This window comes from Pseudomonas sp. EB271-G4-1 (assembly GCF_058791355.1).
This window is the reverse complement of record NZ_JBYTEO010000026.1, coordinates 61488-78438: the sequence shown is the minus strand read 5'-3', so window position 1 is coordinate 78438 and position 16951 is coordinate 61488. Positions and strand designations below refer to the sequence as shown.

The 16951-nt window shown below is 61.1% G+C and carries 20 protein-coding genes; 6 read left to right on the top strand and 14 right to left on the bottom strand.

Annotated features, from left to right (window positions below):
* Positions 1–140: 140 nt before the first annotated feature.
* The 5 genes from AC3WWR_RS15100 (at position 141) to AC3WWR_RS15080 (ending at position 5908) form a co-directional block, all read left to right on the top strand.
* Positions 141–1421: a glycerate kinase type-2 family protein gene (locus AC3WWR_RS15100; RefSeq protein WP_033045663.1), complete on the top strand. Its 1281-nt coding sequence runs from the start codon at positions 141–143 to the stop codon at positions 1419–1421.
* Positions 1411–2826, top strand: a complete 1416-nt coding sequence (gene pyk / locus AC3WWR_RS15095; protein WP_492598836.1) for a pyruvate kinase — start codon at positions 1411–1413, stop codon at positions 2824–2826. The genes AC3WWR_RS15100 and pyk overlap by 11 nt, the downstream gene beginning before the upstream one ends.
* A 137-nt stretch (positions 2827–2963) precedes the next feature.
* Positions 2964–3878 (top strand): urea transporter, encoded by a 915-nt coding sequence (locus tag AC3WWR_RS15090; RefSeq protein ID WP_020797004.1) that lies wholly within the window; start codon positions 2964–2966, stop codon positions 3876–3878.
* Between the two features lie 21 nt (positions 3879–3899).
* Positions 3900–4724 (top strand): ion transporter, encoded by an 825-nt coding sequence (locus tag AC3WWR_RS15085; protein WP_020797002.1) that lies wholly within the window; start codon positions 3900–3902, stop codon positions 4722–4724.
* A 188-nt stretch (positions 4725–4912) separates the two neighbouring features.
* Positions 4913–5908, top strand: a complete 996-nt coding sequence (locus AC3WWR_RS15080) for a sulfate ABC transporter substrate-binding protein (RefSeq protein WP_020797001.1) — start codon at positions 4913–4915, stop codon at positions 5906–5908.
* 119 nt (positions 5909–6027) lie between these two features.
* On the opposite strand, the gene AC3WWR_RS15075 is transcribed toward AC3WWR_RS15080, so the two are convergent.
* A complete protein-coding gene (locus tag AC3WWR_RS15075; RefSeq protein ID WP_020797000.1) occupies positions 6028–6471 on the bottom strand; it encodes a hypothetical protein in 444 nt (147 codons plus the stop codon).
* Between the two features lie 224 nt (positions 6472–6695).
* On the opposite strand from AC3WWR_RS15075, the gene AC3WWR_RS15070 reads away from it, so the two are divergent.
* Positions 6696–7901 (top strand): MFS transporter, encoded by a 1206-nt coding sequence (locus AC3WWR_RS15070; RefSeq protein ID WP_033044076.1) that lies wholly within the window; start codon positions 6696–6698, stop codon positions 7899–7901.
* 58 nt (positions 7902–7959) lie between these two features.
* On the opposite strand, the gene AC3WWR_RS15065 is transcribed toward AC3WWR_RS15070, so the two are convergent.
* From AC3WWR_RS15065 to ccmA, 13 genes are all read right to left on the bottom strand, one after another.
* Positions 7960–8364 (bottom strand): type II toxin-antitoxin system HicB family antitoxin, encoded by a 405-nt coding sequence (locus AC3WWR_RS15065; protein ID WP_020796998.1) that lies wholly within the window; start codon positions 8362–8364, stop codon positions 7960–7962.
* Positions 8364–8576 carry a type II toxin-antitoxin system HicA family toxin gene (locus tag AC3WWR_RS15060; protein WP_492598835.1) on the bottom strand — a complete coding sequence of 71 codons (213 nt, stop codon included), beginning with the start codon at positions 8574–8576 and terminating at the stop codon, positions 8364–8366. Before AC3WWR_RS15060 ends, AC3WWR_RS15065 begins: the two co-directional genes overlap by 1 nt.
* Positions 8577–8720: 144 nt before the next feature.
* Complete coding sequence (gene phnN / locus AC3WWR_RS15055; protein WP_492598841.1) at positions 8721–9263, bottom strand: phosphonate metabolism protein/1,5-bisphosphokinase (PRPP-forming) PhnN; 543 nt, start codon at positions 9261–9263, stop codon at positions 8721–8723.
* A 51-nt stretch (positions 9264–9314) separates the two neighbouring features.
* A complete protein-coding gene (locus AC3WWR_RS15050; RefSeq protein ID WP_033044073.1) occupies positions 9315–9722 on the bottom strand; it encodes a hypothetical protein in 408 nt (135 codons plus the stop codon).
* Positions 9723–9806: 84 nt separating this feature from the next.
* The gene (ccmI, locus tag AC3WWR_RS15045; RefSeq protein ID WP_033044072.1) at positions 9807–11009 is read right to left on the bottom strand and encodes a c-type cytochrome biogenesis protein CcmI; all 1203 of its coding nucleotides are present in this window, start codon (positions 11007–11009) and stop codon (positions 9807–9809) included.
* Positions 11006–11476: a cytochrome c-type biogenesis protein gene (locus AC3WWR_RS15040; RefSeq protein ID WP_020796993.1), complete on the bottom strand. Its 471-nt coding sequence runs from the start codon at positions 11474–11476 to the stop codon at positions 11006–11008. The genes ccmI and AC3WWR_RS15040 overlap by 4 nt, the downstream gene beginning before the upstream one ends.
* Positions 11473–12009 (bottom strand): DsbE family thiol:disulfide interchange protein, encoded by a 537-nt coding sequence (locus tag AC3WWR_RS15035; RefSeq protein WP_020796992.1) that lies wholly within the window; start codon positions 12007–12009, stop codon positions 11473–11475. Before AC3WWR_RS15035 ends, AC3WWR_RS15040 begins: the two co-directional genes overlap by 4 nt.
* A complete protein-coding gene (locus AC3WWR_RS15030; RefSeq protein WP_020796991.1) occupies positions 12006–13994 on the bottom strand; it encodes a heme lyase CcmF/NrfE family subunit in 1989 nt (662 codons plus the stop codon). Before AC3WWR_RS15030 ends, AC3WWR_RS15035 begins: the two co-directional genes overlap by 4 nt.
* Before the next feature lie 3 nt (positions 13995–13997).
* On the bottom strand, positions 13998–14453 hold the full coding sequence (ccmE, locus tag AC3WWR_RS15025; RefSeq protein WP_020796990.1) for a cytochrome c maturation protein CcmE: 456 nt from the start codon (positions 14451–14453) through the stop codon (positions 13998–14000).
* Positions 14450–14626 (bottom strand): heme exporter protein CcmD, encoded by a 177-nt coding sequence (gene ccmD, locus AC3WWR_RS15020; RefSeq protein WP_008055370.1) that lies wholly within the window; start codon positions 14624–14626, stop codon positions 14450–14452. Before ccmD ends, ccmE begins: the two co-directional genes overlap by 4 nt.
* A complete protein-coding gene (locus tag AC3WWR_RS15015) occupies positions 14623–15378 on the bottom strand; it encodes a heme ABC transporter permease (protein ID WP_020796989.1) in 756 nt (251 codons plus the stop codon). The genes ccmD and AC3WWR_RS15015 overlap by 4 nt, the downstream gene beginning before the upstream one ends.
* An 80-nt stretch (positions 15379–15458) precedes the next feature.
* Positions 15459–16127 (bottom strand): heme exporter protein CcmB, encoded by a 669-nt coding sequence (gene ccmB, locus AC3WWR_RS15010; protein ID WP_007980754.1) that lies wholly within the window; start codon positions 16125–16127, stop codon positions 15459–15461.
* Positions 16124–16759 (bottom strand): cytochrome c biogenesis heme-transporting ATPase CcmA, encoded by a 636-nt coding sequence (ccmA, locus tag AC3WWR_RS15005; protein ID WP_033044070.1) that lies wholly within the window; start codon positions 16757–16759, stop codon positions 16124–16126. The genes ccmB and ccmA overlap by 4 nt, the downstream gene beginning before the upstream one ends.
* Between the last annotated feature and the right edge of the window lie 192 nt (positions 16760–16951).

The following is a 16951-nucleotide window of genomic DNA, read 5'->3' as shown; positions in this document are numbered from 1 at the left end:
TAAACCTGTGGGAGCGAGCCTGCTCGCGAAGAATTCACCGCGGTGTCCCTGACAAACCGTGTCGTTTGATTCGCGAGCAGGCTCGCTCCCACAGAGATCCGAGTTGCCCTTTCGAATAACAAGAATTCCGGGAGCCCGCCATGTCGGTCGATCCGCAACAATTGCTGCGTGAGCTGTTCGCCACAGCCATCGACGCGGCCCATCCGCAGCAAGTCCTTGAAGCCCATTTGCCTGCCGACCGCAGCGGTCGGTTGATCGTCATTGGTGCCGGCAAAGCCGCGGCCGCCATGGCCCAGGTGGTCGAGCGCTGCTGGCAGGGCGAAGTGTCCGGCCTGGTGGTGACGCGTTACGGCCACGGCGCCCCCTGCGAAAAAATCGAAGTGGTCGAAGCCGCGCATCCGGTTCCGGACGCCGCCGGCCTGGCCGTTGCCAAACGCGTTCTGGAACTGGTCAGCGACCTCGACGAAACAGACCGCGTGATCTTCCTGCTGTCCGGCGGTGGCTCGGCGCTGCTCGCCCTGCCGGCCGAAGGCATCACCCTGGCCGACAAGCAATCGATCAACAAAGCCCTGCTCAAATCCGGCGCGACCATTGGCGAGATGAATTGCGTACGCAAACACCTCTCGGCGATCAAGGGTGGCCGCCTCGGCAAGGCTTGCTGGCCAGCCACTGTCTATACCTATGCGATTTCCGATGTGCCGGGCGACCTCGCCACGGTCATCGCCTCAGGTCCCACAGTGGCCGACCCGAGCACCTCGGCGGAAGCGCTGGCAATCCTCAAGCGCTACGCCATCGACGTGCCCGCCTCCGTGCGTAACTGGCTGCAAAGCCCGGAATCAGAGACTGTGAAACCTGGCGATCCGAGCCTGGCCCGCAGTCACTTCCAGCTGATCGCGCGCCCGCAGCAATCACTGGAAGCCGCGGCGGTGAAGTGCCGTCAGTCCGGTTACAGTCCGTTGATCCTGGGCGACCTCGAAGGTGAGTCCCGTGAAGTGGCAAAAGTGCATGCCGGTATCGCTCGGCAAATCGTCCAGCACGGCCAGCCACTGGCGGCGCCCTGCGTGATTCTTTCTGGCGGCGAAACCACGGTTACCGTTCGCGGTAACGGCCGTGGTGGGCGCAACGCCGAGTTCCTGCTCAGCCTGACCGACAGCCTCAAGGGCTTGCCCGGCGTCTACGCCCTCGCCGGGGACACCGATGGCATCGACGGCTCCGAAGACAACGCCGGGGCAATCATGACCCCGGACAGTTACGCCAGCGCCGCGGCCCTCGGTTTGAGCGCCAGCGACGAGTTGGACAACAACAATGGCTACGGCTATTTCGAGGCGCTGGACGCACTGATCGTCACCGAGCCGACCCGCACCAACGTCAACGACTTCCGCGCCATCCTGATTCTTGAGAGCCCTAAACATGACGCCTGACAAAAAGGTCAAGATCCTCGCCACCCAGGGCCCCGCTACCGACGGGATCGACGACATTCGTGAACTGGTGCAGGCCGGGGTCAATATCTTTCGCCTGAACTTCAGCCACGGCGATCACGCCGACCACGCCAAGCGCTACCAGTGGATCCGCGAAGTCGAGCGCCAGCTGAATTATCCGCTGGGCATTCTGATGGACCTGCAAGGGCCGAAATTGCGGGTCGGCAAATTTGCCGCAGGCAAAGTCCAGCTGCATCGCGGTCAAGCCCTGCGCCTGGATCTCGATGCCACGCCGGGTGACGAACGCCGGGTCAACCTGCCGCACCCGGAAATCATCGCTGCGCTGGAGCCCGGCATGGACCTGTTGCTGGACGACGGCAAGCTGCGCCTGCGAGTGGTCACCAAGTATGCCGACGCCATCGACACGACCGTGCTCAATGGTGGCGAACTGTCGGACCGCAAAGGCGTGAACGTGCCGCAAGCGCTGCTCGAACTGAGCCCGCTGACCGCCAAGGACCGTCGCGATTTGAGCTTCGGCCTTGAACTGGGGGTGGACTGGGTGGCCCTGTCGTTCGTGCAGCGTCCTGAGGACATTCGCGAAGCCCGTGCCCTGATCGGCGACAAGGCGTTCCTGATGGCCAAGATCGAGAAGCCGTCAGCGGTGGCGCAATTGCGCGAAATTGCCGAATTGAGCGACGCGATCATGGTCGCTCGCGGTGACCTGGGCGTGGAGGTGCCGGCCGAAAGCGTGCCGCAGATCCAGAAAAACATCATCAGCACCTGTCGCCAGTTGGGCAAGCCGGTGGTGGTGGCGACGCAGATGCTCGAATCGATGCGCTTCTCCCCGGCGCCCACCCGCGCCGAAGTCACCGATGTCGCCAATGCGGTGGCCGAAGGTGCCGACGCGGTGATGCTGTCGGCGGAAACCGCCTCCGGCGAATACCCGCTGGAAGCTGTACAGATGATGAGCAAGATCATCCGCCAAGTGGAAAACGGCCCGGACTACCAGACCCAGCTGGACGTCAGCCGGCCAAAAGCCGAAGCGACTGTTTCCGATGCGATCAGCTGCGCGATTCGCCGTATCAGCAACGTGTTGCCGGTGGCGGTCTTGGTCAACTACAGCGAATCAGGCACCTCGAGTTTGCGTGCGGCCCGGGAACGGCCGACAGTGCCGATCCTCAACCTGACGCCGAACCGGCAAACCGCTCGACGCCTGACCGTGGCATGGGGGGTGCATTCGGTGGTCAACGATCGCCTGCGTCAGGTGGACGAGGTGTGCTCTACGGCGCTGGAAATTGCCCAGGCCCAAGGCATGGCGCAGCGGGGCGATACGTTATTGATCACTGCAGGTGTGCCGTTTGGGCAGCCGGGGTCGACTAACTCTTTGCGTATCGAAACATTGATTTAACCCCTACATGATCGCTCCCACGCTCTGCGTGGGAATGCAGCCCGGGACGCTCCGCGTCCCAAGAGCAGACGCAGAGCGTCCATTGAGGCATTCCCACGCAGAGCGTGGGAACGATCTGTACTGAAACGACCCTTGCCATGCCTGCCAACCACTTCAACACCCACTGCCCCGACTGGGCCGAAGCCTTGCTCAACGGCTTCAGCCAGATATTCCTCCAACGCCATCCGCTGTTTGGTCTGGCGTGCCTGCTCGCCATTCTGTTTACTGCGCCCGCCTTGCTCGGCGGTGCGTTGCTTGGCGGCGTCGCCGGGCTGCTCACCGCGCAACGTCGAGGCTACGCCAAGGCCGATCGCCAGGCCGGACTCTTCAGTTACAACGGCGTCTTGCTTGGCTTGCTGCTGAGTCTGTATTTCCCCTGGTCGGCGATGTTGCCGCCGCTGATCCTCGCCGCAGGTGGCCTGAGCGCCATGCTCACACAGCAGTGGCTCAAACGCACCCGCTTCAGCCAATACCTGCCGGCCTATACCGCGCCCTTCGTGGGTTTGGGCTGGTTGCTGCTGTGCTTCGCCACGCCCTCGACCGAGGCGCATCTGATCGAAGTCAGCACGCTGAACATGCTCGCCGCCCCCCTCAAGGGCCTCGGCCAGGTGATGTTCCTCGGTCATCCGCTGGCCGGTGCGATGATTGCCGCCGGTTTGCTGGTGGCTGATCGTCGCGCCTTCTGCTGGGCGTTGTTGGCGTCTGTTGCCGGCATGGGTTGGAGCCTGTTGAACCACGACTTCTACACCGCACTGCTGGGCCTGGGTGGCTACAACGCCGTGCTCGCCGCCCTCGCCTTCAGCGCCCAGCGCCAGCAGCCGTGGCTGCCACTGGTGGGCATTGCCTGCGCGCTGCTGTTGACGCCGATGTTTGCCGCTGTTGGCCTGCCCACGCTGACCGCGCCGTTCATCCTCGCCTGCTGGCTGATTCGTACGGTGGCTCAAGTACTCGGCAAGGCGACAGGGGCCACTGCGCCTTGCGCTTCTGGGGAGAATCAACCTAGGCTGCGCTGATTCCCGATTCAGGCGTTTCCCATGGACAGCAGCAAAAACTGGCGTGAAGACCTTTACGTCATGATTTTCCAGAGCGACACCAAGGCGGGTCGGCGCTTCGACGGCATTTTGCTGTTGATCATCCTCGCCAGCCTGGTGATCGTGATGCTCGACAGCATCGATACAGTCCACCGCAACTACGCCGACGTGCTGGCGTACATCGAGTGGGGCTTCACCGTCATCTTCGCCATCGAATATGGCCTGCGCCTGTACTGCTCGCCCAAACCCCTGCGCTACGCCTTCAGCTTCTATGGACTGGTGGACTTGCTGGCGATCGTGCCCGGCATACTGGCGTTGTACTACGCCGATGCGCAGTACCTGTTGATTATCCGGATCATCCGGATGCTGCGGATTTTCCGCGTGCTCAAGCTCAGCCCCTACCTGAAACAAGCCAACTACCTGATGTCCGCGTTGCGCGGCAGCAAGCAGAAAATCGTGGTGTTCCTGGTCAGTGTCTGCACCCTGGTGACGGTGTTCGGCACATTGATGTATGTGATCGAAGGCCCGGAGCACGGTTTTACCAGCATTCCCAAAGGCATCTACTGGGCCATCGTGACGCTGACCACGGTGGGCTTCGGCGACATCGTGCCGAAGACGCCATTGGGCCAGGTGATTTCCTCGCTGGTCATGATCACCGGTTATTCGATCATTGCCGTGCCCACCGGTATTTTCACTGCCGAGCTGGCCAACGCCATGCGTGGCGAACAGTTGCAACATGACTGCCCGGTGTGCAAGAAAAACCACCACGAACACGGCGCCGCGTTCTGCTCTCGCTGCGGCAATGCATTGTTCAAGAAACTGGAATAAGCAAAGAGCTTTTTAATCTTTAAACGACTATGCGGGGCCGGCTATAGTCGCTGGCAAATTAGTATCGCGTTCAATACACATAACCCGTAGGAGCTGCCGCAGGCTGCGATCTTTTGATCTTGCTTTTGAAGATCAAAATCAAAAGATCGCAGCCTGCGGCAGCTCCTACATAGAACAAGGAATTCGCAGTGAAAAAACTCTTTGGCGCCTCACTTCTGGCCGCTGGTCTGGCACTGACCAGCGTGGCCCAGGCCGCACCGACCCTGCTCAACGTTTCCTACGACGTGATGCGCGATTTCTACAAGGACTACAACACTGCGTTCCAGAAACACTGGCAAGCCGAGCACAACGAAAACATCACCTTGCAGATGTCCTTCGGTGGCTCCAGCAAACAGGCGCGCTCGGTCATCGATGGCCTGCCCGCTGACGTGATCACCATGAACATGGCCACCGACATCAACGCCCTGGCTGATAACGGCAAACTGATCCCGGACAACTGGGTCACCCGCCTGCCGAACAACAGCGCCCCGTTCACCTCGGCCACTGTGTTCATCGTCCGCAAAGGCAACCCCAAAGCCCTGAAAGACTGGCCGGACCTGCTCAAGGACGGTGTGCAAGTCATCGTGCCAAACCCGAAGACTTCTGGTAACGGCCGCTACACCTACCTCTCCGCCTGGGGCTACGTGCTGAAAAATGGCGGCGACGAAAACAAGGCGAAGGACTTCGTCGGCAAGCTGTTCAAGCAGGCTCCAGTGCTGGATACCGGTGGCCGCGCCGCAACGACGACCTTCATGACCAACCAGATCGGCGACGTACTGGTGACCTTCGAAAACGAAGCGGAAATGATCGCCCGCGAGTTTGGCCGCGATCAGTTCGAGGTCATCTACCCAAGCGTATCCGCCGAAGCCGAGCCACCGGTGTCGGTGGTCGACAAGACCGTCGACAAGAAAGGCACCCGCGCTGCCGCCGAGGAATACCTGAAGTACCTCTGGTCGCCACAAGGTCAGGAAATCGCCGCCGCCAACTACCTGCGTCCACGTGACCCGGCCGTTCTGGCCAAGTACACCGACCGCTTCCCGAAAGTCGACTTCCTGTCGGTGGAAAAAACCTTCGGCGACTGGCGCACCGTGCAAAAGACCCACTTCAATGATGGCGGGATTTTCGATCAGATTTACGCCCAGTAACCACTGAGCAGACGCGATCCCCTGTAGGAGCTGCCGAAGGCTGCGATCTTTTGATCTTGTTTTTCAAAAGGCAAAATCAAAAGATCGCAGCCTTCGGCAGCTCCTACAGGGGTATGCCGCTAGCTCAGGTTGCCGCAGAAAATCGCCTGGTGACCATCGGCCGGGCTTTCACGCACCACCAACGCATAGCCCCCCGCTCGAAGTGTCTCGACCGGTACGGGTGCGCTTTTCCAGAAATATTGCATGGACGCTTGCGAATAGAACCGCGCATTCGGGCCGTCATTCATGTCATAGGCGGGTTTGGCACCCAGACTTCCACAGCTTCCCGGGTAGATGTAGGCCTGCAAACGACCTGGTAACGCGCTACCCATGGATTCTCCACTGACAGCAAACCAGAACACTGTTGCTTGCCCGTCGGGCATCATGATTGGCCGGGCGATGTTGCCAGCATTGATGGCAGTAGCGTTCATGGGAACGTTGGTGACCTGAGCATCCGGCACTGTCGAGCACCCGAAGATCGACCCAACCGCTACCACCAACGCCAGCGAAGATACGATTTTCATCGTGATACTCCCGCTTTGTAAGGACACGTTGAAGTGATCCCCCTGTAGATTCTAGCTGTCACGGCAAAACGGGCAGTTCTTCGGATGGCCGGTGGTCCCTGCAACACGCCCGCATTCGTCATTCATTGCGCAGAAGAATGATTACTATCATTCCAATTCCACTTCCGCCGTTTCAGCCAGCCGTTTAGCCTGCGCGCATTCACTTATTTCCAGCGAGACACGTTATGACTCCATCGCCCCAGCTGCCCCATGGCACCGCGACAATGACCCGAGGCATGGTGCTGCTGTTCGCCTTCTGCTGTGGCGCGATCGTCGCCAACATCTACTATGCGCAACCGATCATCGGCCTGATCGCACCGGACATCGGCCTGACCAGCACCATGGCCAGCCTGATCGTTTCGCTGACGCAGATCGGTTATGCCCTGGGCCTGTTCTTCCTCGTGCCTTTGGGTGATCTGCTGGAAAACCGGCGGCTGATGATCATCACCACCGTGGTCGCCATTGCCAGTCTGCTGGGCGCGGCGTTCACCGATCAGCCGAACGTGTTCTTGCTGATTTCGCTACTGGTGGGCTTCAGCTCGGTGTCGGTGCAGATCCTGATTCCGCTGGCCGCACACCTGGCGCCGGAAGAATCTCGCGGCCGCGTGGTCGGCGGGATCATGGGCGGTTTGTTGTTGGGAATATTGCTGGCGCGACCGGTGTCCAGCGTGGTGGCGGATCATTTTGGCTGGCGGGCAATGTTTGTGATTGCCGCGCTATTGATGGCAGCGATCAGCATCGTATTGGCGCTGACCATCCCCAAGCGCCAGCCTGACCACAGCGCGTCCTATGGCCAATTGCTGGGTTCGCTCTGGACGCTGCTGCGTCAACAACCGGTATTGCGCCAGCGGGCGTTTTATCAAGGCTGCATGTTCGCCACGTTCAGCCTGTTCTGGACCGCCGTGCCGCTGGAACTGGCGCGCAATCATGGCCTGTCGCAAAGCCAGATCGCGATTTTCGCCCTGGTCGGCGCAATCGGCGCCATTGCCGCGCCTATCGCCGGACGCCTGGCCGACGCCGGCCATACCCGAATCGCTTCATTGCTGGCCCTGCTGTGCGCCAGCCTGAGCTTCCTGCCCGCTTTCATCCACCCCGTCTACAGCGTGATCGGCTTGGCCGTGACCGGCGTGGTGCTGGATTTCTGCGTACAAATGAACATGGTCCTCGGTCAACGCGCGGTCTACGCCCTGGACGCCAAAAGCCGCAGCCGTCTGAATGCGTTGTACATGACCAGCATCTTCATCGGCGGTGCGTTCGGCTCATCCGTGGCCAGCGCGGTATATGAGCACGGCGGCTGGCTGTGGATCGTGGTGGTTGGCAGTGCGTTTCCACTGTTGGCGTTGTTGCGCTTCCTGAGTGTTTCGCAGAAGGCTTCATTGGCGACGGCGTAAAGATTCAAGCGCTTGGTGGGCGAGTAGGATCGCCCGCCAAGGCAAGGTTACCAATCCATCAATTGCGCACCAGCTTCTCCATCGCCGCATCCGCCAGGAACGACGACCGGCTTTTTACATTGTGCTCGCGCACATAACGATCAATGCGCTGGATCACATAGCCGGGCAACGTCACGTTGACCTTCTCGGTCTTGCCCAGGTACGGCGAGATGTCCAGCTCCAGCATGCCCCAGCCCATGTCGGCGAACTCGGGATTACTGCGATGCACCGAAGCCGACGTCGGCATCGGAATCGACTCACCATCCGCAGCCAACTCCTGCAGCATGATGTGGGCAACTTCGACCGCTGCGTTGTAGGCCTCTTCAAAGCTATCCCCGGCGGTTACCGCACCTGGGATATCGGGGATCTGGATACCGATGGCGGTGTTCTCATCGCCCCATTCGATACAGATTGGATATTGCATTATGGATCTCCTGCGTAACTGGCTGGCGGGCAGTACAGCCCGGCTCGCCTCCTGATGCTCTTGACCGTCCCGACCGGCAAATCCTTCTTCGGATGGGGGATGGGAATGGTATACGGGTTGTATCGGTGGGTGAAAATGTGATGACTGCCTGTGACCCGGTCCAGGGTCCATCCCGCCTCCATCAATTCCTTGATCAATAGCCTGCTCTGCACCACCAGCCTCCTTGCTTTGGCCTCAACAAAAATAACCCTAGAGTTATCTTTACTCAAGCACAAAAACTGAAAGCACGACGTTCGGTTGTATTGCGGGGTATGAAGAAAGAAGGTTTTAAATCGACAAAATGGCCGGCACAGCGATCAGGCGCATGCAGCCGGCTCGTCGAGGCAGGCCAAGAGTTGTTCAACGGTCTGTTCCAGTGGCCCGGAGTTGTCGAGCACATGCACTGTCGGATCCTCGGCCAGTAGGCGCTCACCGAAACGGGCATTGCGCGCCAGGCGCTGGTCGATCTCGGCCAAGGACTCACGACCACGCGCCAGCAAGCGCTGGCGCAGCACTGCCTGGTCCACGGTCAGCAATATCGCCAACACATTCGGATAACGCTCGCGAGTATCCTGCCAATGCCCGCGCGAGCCGTTCACCAGCACGTCCTGGCCAGCGGCGAGCCAATCGTCGATTTCCCGCGGGATCCCGTAGGACAGGCCATTAGCGTGCCAGCTCAGGGCAAACGCGCCCTGGGCCTGCATCTGGACGAATTGCTGCGGGCTCACGCCCAGTGCTGCCTCGCCCACGGCTTCGGCGGAACGCGTGATGACTCGGCGCACGATACGGCAGCCACGCTCGGCCAACCGCGCTCGCGCGGCATCGAGCAGGCTGTCCTTGCCCGAACCCGAAGGCCCGATGAGTTAGATCAACCTGCCTGCCATCCAACCCCCCGAGGGTCGCAATTTGCGTTATTGCCCGAACTGGCGTCCCAACCCACCCGGTACGCCATGGATATCGGTCTCTTCCCAGGGTCCTTTCGGGCTGATTGAACGGCTCCAGCCGTTATCCCAACGGTAGTAGGTGCGCTGGCGATAGAACGTGTTCGGTTGATCGTCGAGCACATACACGCCCAGTTTCGGGTCCCAATGACTGTTGCCACCCGGTGGCGGCGCGAAGCTGGCCGAGGTGCGCGGCAGCGGCTTGGCCGGTTTGGCGGGAGTCGTCGGTTTGCCCGGCACCGTCGACGGCGCCGGTTTGGTACTGGGCTGCGACGGCGGGATCGGTGGCGGGCTCGGCTGCTCAGGTGGCCGTTGGACCGCACAAGCGCTCAGCCCCAAAACAACGCTGAGCAGGGTGATACGAGCAATGGCGGTCATGGTGGCGCTTCCTGTTATTGATCCGGGTTTACTTATCCGGGCTTACTGATCCGGGTTTACTTATCCGGGCTTACTGATCCGGGTTTACTTATCCGGGCTATCGATGGTCAGTTGTTGCGGCGCGGTGGTGCTGCTGGCCAGGGGCTGGCTGCGACCGATCCACTCGCCTGCCGTCGGTTGACCGGCGCGGGAGATGCGCGCAACCAGTTGGACTTCAGGGAAGTTCGACAGTTTCAACTGCGGCATCATTGCATCGCCATCGCCCAACTCGACGGTGGCTGGCAGATCAGCCACGGTCAGGCGCTTGGCCGCCAACGGCGCGGGTGGGCCAGAGGTGGCACGGGCGAAGATGAACACGCTGTCACCCGGCTGGACCTTGGACTTCAGGTCGGCCGCCAGGTCAACCCGGACCTTGAGCAGCGCTGCCGGCTTGGCCGCTGGCGCCTGGGCCACCTTGCCACCGCTGGCCACCAGTTTCTCGCTGGCGCGGGTAATACCGCCCTGCAGCGCAATACGGGACTGGTCGTCCGGCGGCAGTTGCTCCAGCAGGCGATTCCAGTAGTCGATCGCTTCCTGAAAACGCTGGCCTTCGAAGGCGGCGATGCCCAGCAGGCCCAGGCTGGTAACTTCTTTTGGATCGGCCTTGAGCGCTTCGTCAGTCAGGGCCTGGACCTTGTCCGACCACTTCTTGCCATCGGCGAAATACTGCGCCTGGGCCCATTGCCCCAACAGTTCAGGCTGGCGCCCGGCCAGGTTGACGGTGCGCTCGAAGATCTTCGCCGCATCCGCCGGACGATCCTGGGTCATGTAGGTGCGACCGAGGAAGTACAGCGCTTCGGCGGAATCGGGCTGCGCCGCGACCGCGCGCTCCAGGCGCCGGGTCATTTCTTCCATCGACTGTGGCGCCTGGGCGAATTCCCGGGTCAACTCGACTTTGTCACTGGCACCGAAATGCAGGTACAGCCCCAGGCCCAGCACCGGGACCAGGATGGCTGCCAGCAACGGTGCCGCCTTGCCCAGGCGCGTCACCCGAGGCGCGGCAACGCCTTCGGTGTCCGCGAGCAATTCACGGGCGGCTTCAGCCCGGCCGGCGTCCATTTGCGCGGCATCGAGAACGCCTTCCTGCTGCTGAACCTGCAGCTCAGCCACGCGTTCTTGATACAGCGCCACGTTCAGGGCAGTACGATCCTCTTCGAGCTGGGCGCGACGACTACGCAGGACGGGGATCAGCAGAAAACTCAGGGCCACCAGAAGCAGCAGACCTGCAGCGAGCCAGAAATCAATCATTCTTGGTTTTTATCCAACAGTTGGTCGAGGCGCTCGCGCTCCTCGGCAGAAAGCGAGCCTGGCGTTTCGGCGCGTTGCACGCGACGACGACGCACGATCACCGCGATGATCACCACACCGCCCAACAGCAGGCCAGCGGGGCCGAACCAGAGCAGTGCGGTCTTGGCGTTCAGGGCCGGTTTGTAGCGAACGAAATCACCGTAGCGATCGACCATGAAGTCGATGATCTGCTGGTTGTCCTTACCCTCGCCAAGCATGCGGAAGATCTCTTTGCGCAGGTCGGCGGCAATCGGGGCATTGGAGTCAGCGATGTCCTGGTTCTGGCACTTGGGGCAACGCAGCTCCTTGGTCAACTCGCGAAAACGCTCGCGATCACCTTCCTTGGCGAACTCGTAAGTGTCGATGGCAGCGTGGGCCACGCCGGCCAGGCTCAAGCCCAGGACAACGGCGGCAATCCAGCGCTTCATGGCTTCGCCTCGTCGACCAGCGCCTGGTACTTGGCCGCCAGTTTCTCGCGCCAGACCTGCTCGTCGATCACCCCTACGAATTTGTCGCGGATGATGCCCTTGGCGTCGATGAAGAAGGTTTCCGGGGCGCCGTACACACCGAGGTTCAGGCCCAGGGTGCCGGCGTCGTCGCGAATATCCAGCTGATACGGATTATGGAAATCCGCCAGCCATTTCAAGGCGTCGGCATTGATGTCCTTGTAGTTGATGCCGTGGATCACCACACCCTTCTCGGCCAGTTTGTTCAACACCGGGTGCTCGATCCGGCAGGAAATGCACCAGGTGCCCCAGACGTTGACCAATGCCGGTTTGCCGAGTATGTCGGCGCGGGTCAGGGTCTTGTCGCCCTGCACCGCTGGCAGGGAAAACTCCGGGAAGGGTTTGCCGATCATCGCCGAGGGCAACTCGGCCGGGTCTAGGTACAGACCGCGATACAGGAAAACAGCCACCACGAGGAAAATCGCCAGTGGCAACAACATCAACCAACGCTTCATGCAGTCGCTCCCGTCATGCCCAGTGCTTCCCGCACACGGCTTTTCACCTTGACCCGATAACGCCGGTCCAGCGCTGCCAGCAACCCGCCCAGACCTGTGAGCAAACCACCGAACCAGATCCAGCGCACGAACGGCTTGACGTGCACACGTACTGCCCAGGCGCCATCCCCCAGGGGCTCGCCGAGTGCGACGTAGAGGTCACGGGTGAAACCGGCGTCGATCCCGGCTTCGGTCATCACCGAATTCTGTACGGTGTAGAGACGTTTTTCCGGGTGCAGGACACTGACTTCCTTGCCGTCCTTGATCACCCGCACGGTACCCTTGTCGGAGGTGAAGTTCGGGCCTTCGAAATGTTTGGCACCTTCGAAGATGAATTGATAACCGCCCAGGGCCATGGACTCGCCCGGCGCCAGGCGCAGGTCGCGCTCGGCACTGTTCTGGCTCGACAACACCACGCCGAGGGCGCAGACGGCGATGCCCAGGTGTGCAACCTGCATGCCCCAGTAGCTGCGGGTCAGGGTCGGCAGGCCTTTGATCAGGCCTTTGTGGCGAGTCTTGTCGAAAATGTCACGCACACCGGCCAACAACACCCAGGCCGCGAGCATGAAGGTCGCCAGCACCGCCCAGTTGAAATCGCCATAAGCCACGCCCGCCACCACCGCCAGCGCGGCGCTGCCGAGTAGTACCGGGGTGAGCATGCCCAGCAGCCATTTCACCGGGGTGTCTTTCCAGCGCACGATCACGCCGACCGCCATCACCAGCATCAACAAGGCCATCAATGGAATGAACAGCGCATTGAAGTACGGCGGGCCGACCGACAGCTTGGCACCGGTCATGGCATCGAGAATCAACGGATACAAGGTGCCCAGCAGGATCATCGAAGCGGCCACCACCAACACCAGGTTGTTGCCCAGCAACAGGGTTTCCCGGGACCAGAGGTTGAAGCCGACCTGGCTCTTGACCACCGGTGCGCGCAAGGCGAACAGCGTCAGCGAACCACCGACCACGAACAGCAGGAAGATCAGGATGAACACGCCGCGCTCGGGGTCCGAGGCAAAGGCGTGCACCGAGGTCAGTACGCCGGAACGCACGAGGAAAGTGCCCAGCAGGCTCAACGAAAAGGCGGCGATGGCCAGCAACACGGTCCAGCTCTTGAACACACCACGCTTTTCCGTGACGGCCAGCGAGTGAATCAGCGCGGTGCCCACCAGCCAGGGCATGAACGAGGCGTTTTCCACCGGGTCCCAGAACCACCAGCCGCCCCAGCCGAGTTCATAGTAGGCCCACCAGGAACCGAGGGTGATGCCGATACCGAGAAATGCCCAGGCGACGATGGTCCATGGCCGCGACCAACGCGCCCAAGCGGCGTCCAGGCGCCCGCCCATCAGCGCGGCGATAGCGAAGGCGAAGGCCACCGAGAAGCCGACGTAGCCCATGTACAGCATCGGCGGGTGCACGATCAGGCCGATATCTTGCAGCAACGGGTTGAGGTCGGCACCGTCGCCAGGCACTTGCGGCAGGATGCGCTTGAACGGGTTCGAGGTGAGGATCAGGAACAGCAGGAAACCGGTGCTGATCATGCCCATCACTGCCAGCACCCGTGCCAGCATTACTTGCGGCAACTGTCGGGAGAACACCGACACGGCGAACGTCCAGCCGCCGAGGATCAACGCCCACAACAGCAACGAACCTTCGTGCGCGCCCCATACGGCGCTGAACTTGTAGTACCAGGGCAAGGCACTGTTGGAGTTGTTGGCGACATAAGCGACGGAAAAATCGTCGGCCATGAACGCATAGGTCAAGCAGCCAAAAGCGAACAGCAGGAAGGCGAACTGCCCCCATGCCGCCGGCTGGGCCAGGCTCATCCAGAATCGGTCGCCGCGCCAGGCGCCGACCAAAGGCACGACGGCCTGAACCAGCGCAAAGCACAGGGCCAGGATCATCGCCAGATGACCCAGTTCAGGAATGAAGATGCCGGAAGTCATGGATCAACCCTCCTTAGCGGGTGTTGGGGCGGATTGACCACTGTCTTTCAAGGCCTTGGTCACTTCCGGCGGCATGTACTTTTCATCGTGCTTGGCCAGCACTTCATCGGCCACCACCACGCCTTCGGCATTGAGCTTGCCCAGGGCGACGATGCCCTGCCCTTCGCGGAACAGGTCCGGAAGGATGCCGCGATAGCTGATGGTCACGGATTTGTTGAAGTCGGTGACGACGAACTTCACGTCCAGCGAATCGCCGGAGCGCTGCAGGGAACCGGCCTCGACCATGCCGCCCGCGCGGATGCGCGTGTCCTGCGGGGCTTCGCCGTTGGCGATCTGGGTCGGTGTGTAAAACAGGTTGATGTTCTGCTGCAGGGCGCTGAGGGCCAGGCCCACGGCGGCGCCGACCCCAACCAGGATCGCCAGAATGATGATAAGACGCTTTTTACGCAGCGGATTCACTTGCCGTTCTCCCGGCGCAGACGGCGCGCCTCTTGTTGCAGATACCGCTTGCGGGCCAGGATCGGCGCCGCCACGTTGAGGGCCAGCACTGCCAGGCAAATGCCATAGGCCGACCAGACATACAGGCCATGATGGCCCATGGCGAGGAAGTCGCCGAATGAAGCAAAACTCATCGAGCAACCTCCAGGCTGTTTTCAACTTCGGCCTTGACCCAACTGGCCCGGGCTTCGCGTTTGAGCACCTCAAGGCGCATGCGCAGCAGCAATACCGCGCCGAAGAAACAATAGAAACCCAGCGCCGTCAGCAGCAACGGCAGCCACATCTCGGCGGGCATCGCCGGTTTTTCCGTGAGCGTGAAGGTTGCGCCCTGATGCAGGGTGTTCCACCACTCCACCGAGTACTTGATGATCGGGATGTTGATCACGCCGACGATGGCCAGCACCGCACAGGCCTTGGCCGCACTGTCACGATTGCTGATGGCGTTGCCCAGCGCAATAAGACCGAAGTACAGGAACAAGAGAATCAGCATGGACGTCAGTCGTGCATCCCAGACCCACCACGAGCCCCAGGTCGGCTTGCCCCAGATCGCCCCGGTGACCAGCGCCACGGCGGTCATCCAGGCACCGATGGGCGCCGCGCACTGCAGGGCGACGTCGGCCAGCTTCATCTTCCACACCAGCCCGACGACGCCACACACCGCCAGCATCACGTAGATGGACTGTGCCAGCATGGCGGCCGGAACGTGGATGTAGATGATGCGAAAGCTATTTCCCTGCTGGTAGTCCGGCGGCGCGAAGGCCAGGCCCCAGACCACGCCAACGCCGATCAGCAGCAACGCCGCAATGCTCAGCCATGGCAGCATTCTGCCGCTGATGCCGTAAAACCATTTGGGCGAGCCGAGCTTATGAAACCACGTCCAGTTCATTGCTGTTTCCATCACGGTTGCTGCTCGCTATCGCGAGACAGCCATAGGGTCTTTACTGGTCAAATTTTGACCAGACCTCATTATTCGCCGACGCTGATCTTCAGGCCAGCGGCTATTGCAAAGGGTGTCAGGGTTATCGCCAGGGCGGTCAGGCTCCCAAGCCACAACAGATAACCGGTCGCCGGCATGCCCTGCAAGGCTGCCTGCAAGGCGCCACTGCCAAGAATCAATACCGGGATGTACAACGGCAGGATCAGCAACGCCAGCAACAGCCCGCCACGCTTCAAACCTACCGTCAACGCCGCGCCCACCGCACCGAGCAGGCTCAGTACCGGTGTACCCAGCAATAAAGAAAGCAGCAACACCGGCAGACAGGCGGCAGGCAAACCGAGCATCAACGCCAGCAAAGGCGCGAGCAAAACCAGTGCCAGGCCGGAAAACGCCCAGTGTGCCAGTACCTTGGCCAAAACCAGAAGAGCCAGGGGGTGCGGCGAAAGGACCCACTGTTCCAGCGATCCGTCCTCGAAATCACTGCGGAAAAGCCCGTCCAGCGAGAGCAGGACCGATAAAAGGGCCGCCACCCAGACCAGTCCCGGAGACAAGGTTTGCAACAATTGAGACTCGGGACCGACCGCGAGGGGGAACAGCGAAACGACGATGGCGAAGAACACCAGCGGGTTGGCCAGTTCAGCCGGACGGCGGAACAACAGACGGGCTTCGCGGGCAACCAACAGGCCAAAAACACTCATACGGCCCAGTTCCCCAGATCAATGTCGCGGTACGCGGCCGGCACGCGGCTCAGCGTGTGGTGAGTGGTCAAGACCACCATGCCACCGCGCTCGCAGTGGCCTGCCAAGTGTTCTTCGAGCTGCGCCACGCCTTGCTTGTCGAGGGCGGTAAAGGGCTCATCGAGTATCCACAACGGTGGGCTGTCCAGATAAAGCCGCGCCAGCGCCACTCGGCGCTGTTGACCCGCGGACAGCGTATGGCAGGGAACATCCTCGAAACCGCGCAGCCCGACTGCGGCCAAAGCCTGCCAGATCGCCTCATGGGAAGCCGGTTGATGCAGGGCACACAGCCAGCTCAGGTTCTCTTGCGCCGTCAGCAAATCCTTGATGCCGGCGGCATGGCCGATCCACAAGAGATTGCGTGCAAGTTCTGTGCGTTGCTCGCTCAGCGGCTGACCGTTAAGCAGTACTTGACCGGCGGTCGGGTGCATCAGACCGGACAACAGGCGCAACAGGCTGGTCTTGCCACTGCCGTTGGGACCGCTGATTTGTACCATTTCGCCACTGGCCATTCTCAAATCGAGATTTTCGAAGAGCAGCCGAAGGTCTCGCTCACAAGCAAGGGCAACGGTTTGCAAGACTGGACTGGTCAAGGGTTCACGGGCCTTATACGGTTCAAGTCGGCGCTGGCGCGGCCGTTAAAGAGATGCAGAATAAAGGTATTGGCGGCCCGGACGAGAGAGCTGCGTCAATTAACTGGGAAATTTTCCGCATTCTGTATACAACGGGGCGGCATTATACATGCCATTTCCTACTCTCAAGCGTGCAATTTCCCAAGGTTGTGA

Bases quoted from the DNA above. Each gene is read 5' to 3' on its own strand.
- ccmI (WP_033044072.1), bottom strand. From the start codon at position 11,009: ATGATTGATTTCTGGCTCGCTGCAGGTCTGCTGCTTCTGGTGGCCCTG.
- AC3WWR_RS15030 (WP_020796991.1), bottom strand. From the start codon at position 13,994: ATGACTTCCGGCATCTTCATTCCTGAACTGGGTCATCTGGCGATGATC.
- AC3WWR_RS15040 (WP_020796993.1), bottom strand. From the start codon at position 11,476: ATGAAGCGCTGGATTGCCGCCGTTGTCCTGGGCTTGAGCCTGGCCGGC.
- AC3WWR_RS15075 (WP_020797000.1), bottom strand. From the start codon at position 6,471: ATGAAAATCGTATCTTCGCTGGCGTTGGTGGTAGCGGTTGGGTCGATC.
- AC3WWR_RS15100 (WP_033045663.1), top strand. From the start codon at position 141: ATGTCGGTCGATCCGCAACAATTGCTGCGTGAGCTGTTCGCCACAGCC.
- AC3WWR_RS15065 (WP_020796998.1), bottom strand. From the start codon at position 8,364: ATGCAATATCCAATCTGTATCGAATGGGGCGATGAGAACACCGCCATC.
- ccmB (WP_007980754.1), bottom strand. From the start codon at position 16,127: ATGAGTGTTTTTGGCCTGTTGGTTGCCCGCGAAGCCCGTCTGTTGTTC.
- ccmD (WP_008055370.1), bottom strand. From the start codon at position 14,626: ATGAGTTTTGCTTCATTCGGCGACTTCCTCGCCATGGGCCATCATGGC.
- AC3WWR_RS15050 (WP_033044073.1), bottom strand. From the start codon at position 9,722: ATGACCGCCATTGCTCGTATCACCCTGCTCAGCGTTGTTTTGGGGCTG.
- AC3WWR_RS15085 (WP_020797002.1), top strand. From the start codon at position 3,900: ATGGACAGCAGCAAAAACTGGCGTGAAGACCTTTACGTCATGATTTTC.
- AC3WWR_RS15015 (WP_020796989.1), bottom strand. From the start codon at position 15,378: ATGAACTGGACGTGGTTTCATAAGCTCGGCTCGCCCAAATGGTTTTAC.
- AC3WWR_RS15035 (WP_020796992.1), bottom strand. From the start codon at position 12,009: ATGAAGCGTTGGTTGATGTTGTTGCCACTGGCGATTTTCCTCGTGGTG.
- pyk (WP_492598836.1), top strand. From the start codon at position 1,411: ATGACGCCTGACAAAAAGGTCAAGATCCTCGCCACCCAGGGCCCCGCT.
- AC3WWR_RS15070 (WP_033044076.1), top strand. From the start codon at position 6,696: ATGACTCCATCGCCCCAGCTGCCCCATGGCACCGCGACAATGACCCGA.
- AC3WWR_RS15090 (WP_020797004.1), top strand. From the start codon at position 2,964: ATGCCTGCCAACCACTTCAACACCCACTGCCCCGACTGGGCCGAAGCC.